Source organism: Mesorhizobium sp. M1050 (assembly GCF_040318715.1).
Taxonomy (GTDB): Bacteria; Pseudomonadota; Alphaproteobacteria; order Rhizobiales; family Rhizobiaceae; genus Mesorhizobium.
In genome coordinates this window covers 1-13,368 of the sequence record NZ_JAMYMV010000001.1, presented here as the reverse complement: position 1 = coordinate 13,368, position 13,368 = coordinate 1, and the positions used below count along the sequence as shown (strand labels likewise).

Sequence of the window (13,368 nt, the reverse complement as noted above, 5' to 3'; positions counted from 1 at the left end):
GTGCCGCGAACTGGAGGGCGCACCCCGTCATCTGGCGGGAAGCGGAGCGGCCGTTCAGGCCTCTACTACTATTGTCGGCGCGCCGGGCCTGGCATGGCCGATGATGCGAGCCGAAGGATAGCCGTCCGCGACGATCCTCTCAACGAGCGCCGCTGCGCGGTCGGTCTCGCAAGCAACCAGCAACCCGCCCGAAGTCTGTGGATCCGTGAGAAGATGGCGTCGCCAGTCGGGCATGCCGGGAGGTAAGCTTATCGCGTCGCCATAACTCGCCCAGTTGCGCCGCGATGCGCCGGTAACGTGGCCGTCGACCGTGAGCGAGGCAGCTTCGGAAAAGAGCGGCACGTCGTGGCTGCAAATTATGAGCGTGCACCCGGAACCGCGTGCCATCTCGAGGGCATGTCCGAGCAAGCCAAATCCGGTCACGTCGGTTACGGCGTGGACGCTCGCGTCCTGCGCCAGTTCCGATCCGATCCGGTTGAGAAGGGTGGTGGAGGCGATCATTTCGCGATAGCCGCTCTCGGAAAGCGCCTGCTTCTTGATGGCGGCGGAATAGATGCCGACGCCGAGCCCTTTCGTCAGGATCAAGGCGTCGCCCGGTCTGGCGTCAGAATTGCGTCGGATGTCCTCGGGTCGGCAGGTGCCGATGACTGCAAGGCCGTAAATCGGCTCCGGCGAGTCGATTGAGTGGCCGCCGGCAACCGGGATTCCGGCGTCGGCGCAGACAGCTTCGCCACCTCTGAGGATTTCGCGGACGATGACCGTCGGGATCTTGTCGAGAGGCATGCCGAGAATGGCCAACGCCATGATCGGCCGGCCACCCATCGCATAGATATCGGACAGGGCGTTGGTCGCGGCAATCCGACCAAAATCGTAGGGGTCATCTACCATAGGCATGAAGAAGTCGGTGGTCGCAATGACGCAAGTCGCGCTGTCGAGTTGCCAAACTGCCGCATCGTCCCCGGTCTCCGTGCCGACGAGAAGTTGATGATAGGGGCTGGCAGCCGTCGGATCGGCGAGAAGCTGCTGCAGCACTGACGGCGCCAGCTTGCAGCCGCAACCGCCGCCATGGGCGAGGCTGGTCAGGCGCACAACGGGCGCTTTGGTGATTTCAGGCGAGAGGGCGATTGCCATGATCGTATAGCCTCCTCTGCTAGCACGCTTTAGTGGGGATCAAAGTCAACCGGCATGGAAAATAAGATCGCCCAACGCATGGCACGTTTGGAGCACGCTTGCTTTCAGCGGATTTCGTTGAGTTAGAAAAGCCAAGGGCACTATCCGGCGTGCGAGGCATCGCCGTCATTGGGTATCGATCGAAAGGCGCCCCGACCCGCGGGAGCTGTTTCATCGCCACGCCTTACTCTATGGCAATGCGTTCATTTTCGTCAATCGCAGTCGCGGTCACAATGCCGATTTGCGGGCACAAACCTGTTGCAGGAAGGCGGTTCGAAGGGGCACTTTTGCTGCACCGTACGCGCCTTGTTCCTTGGCATTGATTTTATTTGGTCCGACACTAGTTAGTCGGATTGACCGTTGGTTCGAGTTGCCTTGTGGGGCATCGGCTTCGGGAGGAACCCATGAACATCAATCTTTCTCGACGCGCGTTCCTGCAAACAGCAGGCGCGGGTGTCGCCGGTACTTCGCTTGGAGCTCTCGGCTTCGGCGATAGCGAGGCCGCACACGCGGCGGCTATACGGCCGTTCAAGCTCGCGAACACCACCGAAACACGCAACACCTGTCCATACTGCTCGGTGGCTTGCGGCATAATCTTGTATTCGAAGGGCGATCTCAGAAAGGGCGAGCCGGCCGAGATCACCCATATCGAGGGGGACACTGATCATCCGACCAATCGCGGCACCTTGTGCCCCAAAGGGTCGGCCCTGCTCGGATTTGTCAAGTCGCCGACCCGTCTGCAACATCCGATGATCCGCAGACCCGGCTCGGACAAGTTCGAGCCGATAAGCTGGGAAGACGCGCTCGGCCGCATCGCCCACCTTATGAAGGACGATCGCGACAAGAACTTCGTCGCGACGAACAATGACGGCGTGACGGTCAACCGGTGGATCACCACCGGCTTCCTCGCCGCCTCGGCTTCGACCAATGAAACCGCGTTCGCGACCTACAAGGTGGTCCGCAGCGCGGGCATGCTGGTGTTCGACAACCAGGCACGTGTCTGACACGGCCCGACGGTGGCGAGTCTCGCCCCAACATTCGGCCGCGGCGCAATGACCAATTCCTGGACCGACATCAAGAACACGGATCTCGTCGTCATCATGGGCGGCAATGCCGCGGAAGCGCATCCTTGCGGCTTCAAATGGGTCACAGAGGCGAAGGCCAACCGCGGCGCCAAGCTCATCGTCGTCGACCCGCGCTTTACGCGCTCGGCTTCGGTGTCGGATCTTTACGCGCCGATCCGCCAGGGAACGGACATCGCCTTCCTGCTCGGGCTGATCAACTACTGCATCCAGAACGATAAGGTGCAATGGGACTATCTGAAGGCCTTCACTAACGCGACGTATGTCGTCAAGGAGGGCTTCACCTATCAGGACGGCCTCTTCTCCGGCTACAACGAGGCGAAGCGAGACTATGACAAGTCCAGTTGGGACTATGACATAGGCCCGGACGGCTTTGCCGTTATCGACGCGACATTGGCCAATCCCCGCTGCGTCTGGAATCTGCTCAAGAAGCATGTCGCGGTCTACACGCCGGAGATGGTCGAGCGCATCTGCGGCACACCGAAGGACCGGTTCCTGAAGGTGGCCGCGATGGTCGCCGAGACGTCGTCTCCGACCAAGGCGATGACCTCGATGTACGCGCTCGGCTGGACCCAGCACTCGAAGGGCTCGCAGAACATCCGCGCCATGGCGATGCTGCAGCTTGTTCTCGGCAACATTGGTATACGCGGCGGCGGCATGAACGCGCTTCGCGGTCACTCCAATATCCAGGGGCTGACCGACCTCGGGCTGATGTCGAACCTGCTGCCCGGTTATCTGACGCTGCCGACCGAGAAGGAGGTCGATCTGGCAGCCTACATGTCGACCCGAGGCTTCAAGCCGCTCCGGCCGAACCAGATGAGCTACTGGCAGAACTACAGGAAGTTCTTCGTAAGCTTCCAAAAGTCAATGTGGGGCAACGCGGCAACGCCGGAGAACGGCTTCGCCTATGACTACCTGCCGAAGCTCGACCTGCCGGGCTACGATCTGCTGCGGGCTTTCGAGCTGATGCATCAAGGCAAGATGAACGGCTATTTCTGCCAGGGCTTCAACCCGCTACAGGCAGCTCCGAACAAGAAGAAGGTGATCGAGTCCCTCTCGAAGCTCAAATACCTCGTCATCATGGATCCGTTGGACACGGAGACGGGCCGGTTCTGGGAGAACCACGGGCCGTACAACGATGTCGATCCGTCGCAGATTCAGACGGAAGTCTACCAGCTTCCCTCCACCTGCTTCGCCGAGGACGACGGCTCGCTGGTCAATTCGGGGCGCTGGCTGCAGTGGCATTGGGCCGGCGGCACGCCGCCCGGCGAGGCCAAACGCGATACCTGGATTATGGCACAGCTCTATCTGCGCCTGAAGGAGCTCTACACCAAGGAAGGTGGCGCCTTCGCGGATCCGATCGTTAAGCTCAACTGGCCTTATGCCGATCCCGGCGATCCGAAGGCCGAGGAGCTTGCCCAGGAGATCAATGGCAGGGCGCTCGCCAGGGTAACCGACACGGCCGACCCGACAAAGGTGCTGGCCGAGGCCGGAAAGCTCTTGCCGGGCTTCGCCGCGCTGCGCGACGACGGCTCCACCTCCTGCGGCTGCTGGATCTATTCCGGCTGCTTCAACGAGAACGGCAACAACATGGCCAGGCGGGACACCACCGATCCTGACGAAACCGGCGCCTATTCCAAATGGGCGTTCTCATGGCCTGCCAACCGTCGCATTCTCTACAACAGGGCGTCGGCTGACCTCACCGGAAAGGCTTGGGATCCAAGCCGCAAGGTGATTGAATGGGACGGCACGAAATGGTCAGGCTACGATGTCCCCGACATCTTGCCAACGGCAAAGCCCGATCAAGTAGGCCCGTTCATCATGAATCCGGAAGGCGTCTCGCGCCTCTTTACCCGAGGCATGATGCGCGACGGACCATTCCCGGCGCACTACGAGCCATTCGAGTCGCCCATCGCGAACCCGATAGCTCCCAAAGTCCGCGGCAACCCCGCAGCGCGGGTGTTCGAAGGCGATATGGCCCAGTTCGCCGAATCGGCTTCGCAGGAGTTTCCCTACGCGGCGACCTCCTACCGACTGACCGAGCATTTCCACTTCTGGACCAAGCACGTCATCACCAATGCGGTGATGCAGCCGGAGTTTTTCGTGGAAATTTCGGAACAGCTTGCGGCCGAGAAAGGCATCACCAAAGGCGGCTGGGTGCGCGTCTGGTCGAAGCGCGGTTCCGTTGTGGCGAAGGCCATGGTGACCAAACGGATCAGGCCGCTCACCTGCGATGGCAAGACCGTCCACATCGTCGGAATACCGCTGCACTGGGGCTTCACGGGAGCGGCAAAGAAAGGCTTTGGCCCCAACATGCTCACCCCCTTTGTCGGCGACGCCAACATCGAGACGCCGGAATACAAGGCGTTCCTTGTCAACATCGAGCCCGTCGCCGGGCCGGTAGCGTAGGAGGAGTAAGCGATGTTTCCTCCACTTCCAAATCCTTCGACGACGGATACCGCACCGCGTTTTTCCGACAAGGACCTCATCCGCCGCTCTGCCTCGACGGTTCCCGCGCCCGAGCAGCAATTGACGGAAGTCGCCAAGCTCATCGATGTTTCGAAATGCATCGGCTGCAAGGCATGCCAGACGGCCTGCATCGAATGGAACGACACGCATCCGGAGATCGGCCTCAATGCCGGCGTCTATGAGAATCCTGCCGATCTCACGCCGGACATGTTCACGCTGATGCGCTACAGCGAATGGGACAATCCCGAGACCAACGAACTCGAATGGCTGATCCGCAAGGATGGCTGTATGCATTGTGCTGATCCGGGCTGCCTCAAGGCTTGTCCGGCACCAGGCGCCATAGTGCAGTATTCGAACGGCATCGTCGATTTCGTCCATGAGAACTGCATCGGCTGCGGCTATTGCATCAAGGGTTGCCCGTTCAACATTCCGCGCATCTCCAAAGTCGATCACACGGCCTACAAATGCACGCTCTGCTCCGACCGCGTGGCTGTCGGCCAGGGGCCGGCCTGCGCCAAGGCCTGTCCGACCCAGGCGATCGTGTTCGGCACGAAAGACGAGATGAAAAAGCACGCCGACGGCCGCATCAAGGACCTGAAATCGCGCGGCTATTCGAATGCCGGCCTCTACGATCCGCCCGGCGTCGGAGGAACGCATGTGATGTATGTGCTGCACCACGCCGACCAGCCGGAGCTCTATTCGGGTCTGCCGAAGGAGCCGAAGATCAGTCCGCTGGTGGAGGCGTGGAAGGGCGTGACCAAATATGCCGGCCTCACCATTCTCGGCGTGGCGGCCGGCGTCGGCCTGCTTCACCATCTGGTCATGGGACCGAACCGGGTCTCCGAGACGGATGAGGAGCACGCCGAACAGCTGACGGAAGGCAACAACGATGGCCGCGCATGACGTGAAGTCGAACGAGCAAGTACATCCCGGCAAGCCAGTCATCGTGGACCGCTACACGGTGGGCGCGCGGATCAACCATTGGATCACGGCGGCCAGCCTGATCCTGCTCGCCTTGTCCGGCCTTGCCATGTTTCACCCGAGCCTGTTCTTCCTGTCGCGGCTGTTTGGCGGCGGCCAGTTCACGCGCTTCATTCACCCATGGATCGGCGTCTTGCTCTTCGTTAGCTTCCTTGGGCTTTTCCTTCGGTTCTGGAAGGCCAATTTGTGGATGCCCGAGGACGGAACGTGGCTCGCCCGTTTCCGTGACGTATTGTCCAATCACGAGGACAACGTCCCCGAAGTCGGCAAGTACAACGCCGGCCAGAAGCTCGTCTTCTGGTCAATGTCGATCCTCATCATCATCCTGATTTCGAGCGGCGTCGTCATCTGGCAACAATATTTCGCCGCTTACACCACGATCGGCCAGCAGCGGGTAGCGCTGCTTGTTCATTCGATCGCTGCCGTGGCGATCATCGGCGTCTGGATTATTCATTTCTACTCGGCCATCTGGGTACGCGGCACCATTCCCGCCATGACGCGCGGACGGGTGACCGGCGGCTGGGCGTGGCGGCATCATCGCAAATGGCTGCGTGAACTGATCGCAGGCAAGCCGAACGGACGTTCGGGATCGAATCCCGCCGAATGACCAGGTATTTGTTTTTACGCAATTCCGGACGGAAAACCGGTATACACTTTTCGTGGAATTGCTCTGGAGCAGTATCAAGCCGACCACGTGGCCCGTGAGGTTCGTGAGGTTGAAATGCCAAGGCAACAAGATCCGTCACGCCCTGACCCGACTGTAATCGGCGAAGTCTCGGCCCCACCCTTTGCGCGCGTGCCTGATCCGCGGACCTTGTTCATTCGCCGCTCCGAACGATTGATTGTGTTGGCGGATGACCACCAGCTCGGCCCCTATCTCCGCTTCCTCGCCGCACTGACGGATGCGCAGCACCGCATCCAGGACGGCTTGCCGGAGATCGAATTGCCGACCGCGGAGGCGCGCGAGCGCGCACGAATCTTCGGTATGCCGCCGCTCGATCGCAACCAATTCACTTCGGATGCCGCCCTTGGAATGACACTCGGCCGCCTGTTCGAAGTGGCAGCCACGATCGAAAAACCCGAAGCGGCCGCAGCCGCCTTGGGCAGGCTGGTAAACATCGATGCGTCGGGGGTCGATTCCATGGTGCGCAATGTGCTCACCGATGCGATCCCAATCAAAGCGCTTGCCGAGCATGTCTATGTTGCGGCCGCGCTGCAGGTTCACTTCGCCCGCCTCGCGGCATGTCTCGACAGCTCGAAGCTCGTTGCGGTTGCCGACGGCGCCTGTCCGGCCTGCGGCGGGCCGCCCGTATCCTCGATCATCGTCGGCTGGCACGGCGCACATGGGGCGCGGTTCTGCGCCTGCGCGCTGTGTGGAACATTGTGGAACCACGTCCGCATCAAATGTACGCTGTGCGGCTCGACCAAGGGGATAGGCTATCAGGAAATCGAGGGAGGTCCTGGCACGGTCAAGGCCGAGACCTGCGATGCATGCGGCTGCTACGCAAAGATCCTGTACCAATACAAGGATCCGGCTCTCGATCCAGTCGCCGACGACGTGGCGACGCTCGGCCTCGACCTGCTCGTCCGCGAGGGCGGCCATCGCCGCGGATCGTTCAATCCGTTCCTTGTTGGCTATTGAGGATGCGATGACCACTTCATCCGCAAACCCTTTGCGCAATCTTCCGTCGGTCGACCACGTGCTGAGGACCCCGCTGGCGGCGGCCGCAATCGAGCGCTTCGGGCGGCAGGCCGCGACGGAGGCCATTCGCCGGGCCCTCGCCGATGCACGAATGGCCTCCCGCAATGCCGGAGCCGTCGTGCCGGAGGCGAACGATGTTGCCGGCGACGCGCTCGGGCAGCTCAGGGACGGCGAACGCTCTTCCCTGCGTCCCGTTTTCAACCTGACCGGAACGGTGCTGCATACCAATCTCGGACGAGCTCTCCTCGCGAAAGAGGCAGTCGAGGCTGTTCGGCTGGCGATGCGCGAAGCGGTGGCTCTCGAATTCGATGTCGAGAAAGGCGAGCGCGGCGAACGGGACGATCATCTTCGATCGCTCGTTTGCGAGCTGACCGGAGCCGAGGATGCAACCGTCGTCAACAACAATGCGGCTGCCGTCCTTCTCGTCCTCAACACGCTGGCGCTCGGTCGCGAAGCGATCGTTTCGCGAGGCGAGTTGATCGAGATCGGCGGCTCTTTCCGGATGCCCGAGATCATGACGCGCGCCGGCACCAGGCTTGTCGAGGTCGGCACCACCAACCGGACGCATCGCAAAGACTACGTCGCGGCGATCGGCCCGGAGACCGGGCTCATCCTCAAGGTGCACACATCGAACTATCGGGTCGAAGGGTTCACGTCCGAGATCCGGGCACCCGAGCTCGCTTCAATCGCCAAGGAGCATGGGATACCGCTGGTCCATGATCTCGGTTCGGGCACGCTGGTCGATCTAGCCCGCTACGGCCTTGGGCGCGAGACGACCGTGCGCGAGGCGGTCGCCGAAGGCGCCGATCTCGTCACATTCTCCGGCGACAAGCTGCTTGGCGGTCCTCAGGCGGGTTTCATCGTCGGCAGCAGGGACCTGCTCGCAGCGATCAGCCGCAACCCGATGAAGCGGGCGCTCAGGGTCGACAAGCTTCGTTTGGCCGCGCTCGAGGCGACGTTGAAGCTCTACCGCGACCCCGACCGCCTGGCCGAGCGCCTGCCGACGCTAAGGCTGCTGGCGCGCCCGGTGAGGGAGATTGCAGCGCAGGCAAAGCGCCTTGCTCCCCTGGTTGCTGACGCCGTGGGCGAAGCCTTTGCGGTCGACAAGGTGGAGTGCCGGAGCCAAGTCGGATCCGGCGCGCTGCCGCTCGAAACTGTGCCAAGCGCTGGGCTTGCTCTCAAGCCTCGCTCAGGGAGCAGCCGGGCGCTCGAAGCGCTTGCGGCTGCGCTGCGCGGGCTGGGCGTCCCCGTCATCGGGCGCATCGAAAGCCAGGCGCTCGTGCTCGATTTGCGCTGCCTGGAAGACGAGGCGAACTTCGTCGCCAATCTAGCCGGCTTAAATCCGGGAGGAACCGATGCGCTGGCTTGACCGCCTTTCGCGCCGCCCAGCCGAGACGCCTATGGCCGCACGCATGACCGAGGCCCTCGAAGCCGCTCGGCGAGGCGATCATGCCGTGGCTCTCTCCATATGGGAACCGTTGGCTCACCAGGGCGTTGCCCGCGCTCAGAACAATGTCGGCGCCTGCTTCGCCGAAGGGCTCGGCGTCGAGCGTGACGCGGATATGGCGTTTCGCTGGCTGGCGCTCGCCGCCGAGGCAGGAGATCCTGTCGGGCAAAGGAACCTGGCGTCGCTCTATTTCCGCGGCGAAGGCGTTCAGCAGGACTTTCGCCGGGCTGCCGAACTCTATCGGGCCGCAGCGGAAACTGGCGACGGACCGGCGCAGGATATGCTGAGCTGGATGCTGCTGGAGGGCGAAGTGATGGCTCCCGATGCCGGCGAGGCGCGACGCTGGGCGCTTGCCGCGGCCGATCGGGGCATCGCATGCGCGATGACCCGGATTGGCATGCTTTATCACAATGCGCTCGGCGTGCCGCGCGATCCGCACGAGGCTGTCCGCTGGTGGCGCCGTGCTGCCATGCGAGGAGACGCCGAAGGGCAGGCAATGCTCGGCGCCGCCTGCCATCTTGGCACGGGCGTGCCGCCCGACGCGGTCGAGGCGCTGGCTTGGCTCCTGCGTGCCGAGGCTGGCGGCAGCGCCCTTGCCCGCCGCTATCTGGCTGCGGTGCGGGCCGAATTGAGCGCGGGCGATGCCGCCGAGGCCGAGCGTCGCGCCGCCGCGCCGTTGCCGGAGACCGCATCATGATCGTCGGCACGGCGGGACATGTCGATCATGGCAAAACCGCGCTGGTGCATGCGCTGACCGGTATAAACACCGATCGTTTGCAGGACGAAAAGACACGCGGCATGACCATCGATCTCGGCTTCGCCTATTTGCCGGTACCGGGTGGGGATAGCATCGGCTTCGTCGATGTTCCCGGGCACGAGCGTTTCGTACACACGATGCTCGCCGGCGCCAGCGGCATCGACTTCGTCTTGCTCGTGGTGGCTGCCGATGACGGCGTCATGCCGCAAACCCGGGAGCATCTCGCCATCATCGATCTGCTCGGTGTCAAGCGCGGCGCCATCCTGCTTACGAAATGCGATCTGGCCAGTCCCCAGCAACGCAATGCGGTGGCGAGTGATATCCGCTCGGTGCTTGCCGGGACGATGCTTGCCGAGGCCCACCTGATTCCCGTCTCGGTCGTTACAGGCGAAGGTATCGATGAACTCAGGTATCTCTTGTTCGAGGAGGCGTCGCATCTTGCCCGGCGTGCAGTTTCGGGCCGTTTTCGATTAGCGGTAGACCGCTCGTTCACGCTGCGCGGCGTGGGCACCGTCGTGACGGGCACCGTGCTTTCGGGTTCTCTCGGTATTGGAGACAACGTGGTCGTAAGCCCGTCGGGATTGCTTGCGCGGGTTCGATCGATCCACGCCCAGAACCGGCCGGCTGAACGTGGTCGAGCGGGAGACCGCTGCGCGCTCAATCTGACCGGCGAAAGGGTTTCCAAGGAGGCGATCCGGCGCGGCGACGTGATTGTCGATCCGAAGCTTCACGCGCCGACGGACCGGATTGATGCAAGCCTTCGCGTTCTGCCGGATGAACGCAAGCCGATCGGCCAATGGTTTCCGGTGCGGCTCCACCATGCCGCGACGGACGTCGGGGCACGCATCGTACTCCTCGCGGACGAACCGATCGGGCCTGGCGGCACGGCCAATGTTCAATTGGTGCTGGACAGTCCGATCGCGGCCGCTGCCGGCGACGTTTACGTGGTGCGCGACACCTCCGCGCAGCGAACCATCGGCGGCGGACATTTTCTCGATCTGCGGGCACCCAGCCGCAAACGCCGCGCGCCGGAACGGCTGATCCAACTCGATGCCCATGCGCTGTTGGCGCCTGAACTGGCCGCCGCCGCACTCCTTGGCGCGCCGCCCCACTATTTCGACCTGAAGGGTTTCGCGCGCGACAGGGCGCTTAGCGACTGCGAGACGGAAGGCCTGATCGATCAACTCGGGCTTGTCCGTTTTGCCGTGGGAGAGATGCTTCTCGTGCTGTCGCCGGAGCGCTGGTTGCGATTCAAGCGCGACTTGGCCGCGACCCTGGGGGCCTTCCATGCCGACAATCCGGATTTGCCGGGCGTAGGAATGGAGAGACTGCGTATTGGGCTCGATCCACGTCTGCCGGCGCCCGCTTTCACGGCAGTTCTGCGGAGCCTTTCGCACGCTGGAGAAGTTGCCTTGAATGGCGCCTGGGTGCGGCTGCCGGGTCATGAGGCGCACCTGACGGCAAAGGATGAAACTTTCTGGCTGCAAATCCAGCCTCTCATCAGCGGACCCGAACGGTTCCATCCGCCGAGAGTGTGGGATATTGCCGAGGCGCTGGCCGCGCCGGAGACGGAAATCCGGCGGCTTCTGAAGCTTGCCGGCCGCATGGGGAAGGTCCATGAGGTCGCTCATGACCACTTCTTCCAGCGCGAGGCGTTGGCGCAGATCGTCGAGATCGCGCGCGACCTCGCTGCGTCGATGCCCACAGACGAGTTCACCGCAGCTCAATTTCGCGATCGCGTGGGCAGCGGACGCAAGGTCGCCATCCATATCCTCGAATTTCTCGATCGGCACGGCGTGACGCTGCGGCGGGGAGACTTGCGCCGCCTGAACAGGCGCAAGCTGGACCTGTTCCGCCTGACAGGCGAGGGTGAGCCGCCGACGGCGCAAATTTCTGGAGGAGCATCGCCCCCGGTGGGGCGTCCGGACTTCAAATCCGGGAGGGGCCGCGAGTCGGTCTCTGGTGGGTTCGACTCCCACTCTCTTCCGCCATCCTGGTGAGCAAAGATGAACCCGACGGCTTCGTATCTGAATGACCTGAAGACGACGGCTGAGACCGCCAGGACAACCGAGGCAAGCTTCAGGCGACAAGCGGCCAATCAGATCGCGGTTCTGGAGCAGGAGCGCGCTTTCGCCTTCAGGCGGCTCAACCTCATGCAGGCGAGCTCGGATGCCGTGGCCTCGGCCGAAAGTGAGGAGATCGCCGTGGCCAGCGCTTTGGCCGTCCTGCGCTTGCGGCTCGGCTGGAGTGCGGACAGCGAGGCGCGCACGGAAGCGATCACGCATTTTGGTCCCGTTGCGCTTGCGTTGTTCCAGGCCGCGAAGCCACCCGAGGACGAACCCGCCACCAATATCGGCGAGGCCCTTGCGATTTTTGAGCATTGGTACTCCGAATCCCGGGGATCGCCGTTCTGGCTGCTGTTCGAGCACCAGATCGTGGACACGCCGCTGGTCGATTTTTGACCGCCGGACTTGTCGGCGTACCCGGACGTGAAAGCAAAGAGCGGAACGTCGCTTTTTTTGCCGACGACACGATGCGGGAACCGGCGCCTCGCTCACCGCCGCAAGCAGCTGCTTTGGGCGCGGACGCCGCAAGGCGTTCACTCCCATGACATAGGAGCCATATTACGAACTTATGTCGTCGATGTTCACAAATTGACGGGCTACCTGTTGAGGCTCCACACCTACAGCATGTCGCGATCAACGATGCAGCCCTAGCCACTGTCGTGCGTTCCCCACGGAGACTGGCACTATTGTCGGGACAGCCCTTATGCTCCGCGCTGTTTGCCAGGGGAGATCTTCTGCACGACAGAAGAACCGGCTTTACTCTCAGCGACAAGAAACTTGCACCACATTCGCCAATCGGCCTGTGACATGTGGATTTAGTCGTCGGCGTCGAAGAACTCGATGTCCGCGCCGAGAATCTCGGCGGCGGCACTGGCCTCTGCGGAGCGTCAGCCTTCCTGCTTCCAGGCCCGGGCCCGCCACTTCGAGCGCACACCGAGGATCGCCTTTCGATTCGCGACAGTGGTAGACTGTACCTGGCAGCAGACTGGTTGGAGAAAGCGCCACCGTCATGAAACCGATGACCGAAGAGCACCTTGCGATTTTACGCAGGCACATGGTCGAGATGATTGCGATCCATGCCGACCTTGCAAGCGAAGAACTCGGCAAGGCAACGCTCGATGAGCGAGTGATGGCATCGATGCGGCGGGTCCCGCGGCATCTCTTCGTACCAGCCCAGGTCGCGTCCTATGCCTACCAGGACATGCCGCTGCCGATCGGCTTCGACAAGACCGTCTCGCAGCCCTTCATTGTCGCTCTGATGACCGATCTCCTTGCTCCCCAACCGCACGAGGCAGTGCTCGAGATCGGCACCGGCCTGGGCTATCAAACCGCAATTCTTGCGGAGCTCGCCGGGCAAGTTTGGAGCGTCGAAATCATCGAGGAATTCGCAAGCCATGCCGAGACTCTGCTGCAGGGCCTTGGCTTCTCCAATGTCGCCATTCGTGTCGGAGACGGGTCTCGCGGCTGGCCCGAGCACGCCCCATTCGACAAGATCCTGGTTAGCGTAGCCGCTGAGCGGACGCCGCCGGCTTTGCTGAACCAGCTCAAGCCAGGGGGACGCCTGGTTCTGCCTTTGGCGTCTGAAGACGCACAGTTTCTGACTGTCATAGACAAGGACGTGGCAGGGCAACTCAAGACTCGGAAACTCATCCCCGTTCGGTTCAGCCGGCTCGAAACCGTCTAATGAGGACCGC

General features: G+C 62.5%; 9 protein-coding genes, 1 tRNA gene and 1 pseudogene. 10 read left to right on the top strand and 1 reads right to left on the bottom strand.

From position 1 onward, the window contains the following. Nucleotides 1–54 precede the first annotated feature (54 nt). Entirely contained in the window at nt 55–1,131 is a 1,077-nt protein-coding gene (selD, locus tag NKH57_RS00055) for a selenide, water dikinase SelD (protein WP_352608799.1), read from the bottom strand. Nucleotides 1,132–1,574: 443 nt separating this feature from the next. On the opposite strand from selD, the gene fdnG reads away from it, so the two are divergent. The 10 genes and pseudogenes from fdnG to NKH57_RS00005 all read left to right on the top strand — a co-directional run bounded on the left by fdnG (nt 1,575) and on the right by NKH57_RS00005 (nt 13,358). Further along, on the top strand, nt 1,575–4,661 hold the full coding sequence (gene fdnG / locus NKH57_RS00050) for a formate dehydrogenase-N subunit alpha (protein WP_352940734.1): 3,087 nt from the start codon (nt 1,575–1,577) through the stop codon (nt 4,659–4,661). A gap of 12 nt (nt 4,662–4,673) precedes the next feature. Continuing rightward, nucleotides 4,674–5,624 carry a formate dehydrogenase subunit beta gene (gene fdxH, locus NKH57_RS00045; RefSeq protein WP_352608797.1) on the top strand — a complete coding sequence of 317 codons (951 nt, stop codon included), beginning with the start codon at nt 4,674–4,676 and terminating at the stop codon, nt 5,622–5,624. Beyond that, on the top strand, nt 5,611–6,309 hold the full coding sequence (locus NKH57_RS00040) for a formate dehydrogenase subunit gamma (RefSeq protein ID WP_352608796.1): 699 nt from the start codon (nt 5,611–5,613) through the stop codon (nt 6,307–6,309). Before fdxH ends, NKH57_RS00040 begins: the two co-directional genes overlap by 14 nt. A 114-nt stretch (nt 6,310–6,423) precedes the next feature. Next, complete coding sequence (fdhE, locus tag NKH57_RS00035; RefSeq protein WP_352608795.1) at nt 6,424–7,344, top strand: formate dehydrogenase accessory protein FdhE; 921 nt, start codon at nt 6,424–6,426, stop codon at nt 7,342–7,344. A 7-nt stretch (nt 7,345–7,351) separates the two neighbouring features. Further along, nucleotides 7,352–8,773, top strand: coding sequence for an L-seryl-tRNA(Sec) selenium transferase (gene selA, locus NKH57_RS00030; protein ID WP_352940731.1), 1,422 nt, complete (start codon nt 7,352–7,354; stop codon nt 8,771–8,773). Beyond that, nucleotides 8,760–9,548: a tetratricopeptide repeat protein gene (locus NKH57_RS00025; protein ID WP_352940729.1), complete on the top strand. Its 789-nt coding sequence runs from the start codon at nt 8,760–8,762 to the stop codon at nt 9,546–9,548. Before selA ends, NKH57_RS00025 begins: the two co-directional genes overlap by 14 nt. Further along, nucleotides 9,545–11,380 (top strand): annotated as a pseudogene (selB, locus tag NKH57_RS00020) (selenocysteine-specific translation elongation factor); the annotation flags it as partial. The gene NKH57_RS00025 and the pseudogene selB, both read left to right, overlap by 4 nt. A gap of 123 nt (nt 11,381–11,503) precedes the next feature. Then, nucleotides 11,504–11,599: transfer RNA gene (locus NKH57_RS00015), tRNA-Sec, on the top strand. A gap of 15 nt (nt 11,600–11,614) precedes the next feature. After that, on the top strand, nt 11,615–12,070 hold the full coding sequence (locus tag NKH57_RS00010; protein ID WP_352940727.1) for a hypothetical protein: 456 nt from the start codon (nt 11,615–11,617) through the stop codon (nt 12,068–12,070). 613 nt (nt 12,071–12,683) lie between these two features. Next, nucleotides 12,684–13,358 (top strand): protein-L-isoaspartate(D-aspartate) O-methyltransferase, encoded by a 675-nt coding sequence (locus NKH57_RS00005; RefSeq protein WP_352940725.1) that lies wholly within the window; start codon nt 12,684–12,686, stop codon nt 13,356–13,358. Nucleotides 13,359–13,368 lie beyond the last annotated feature (10 nt).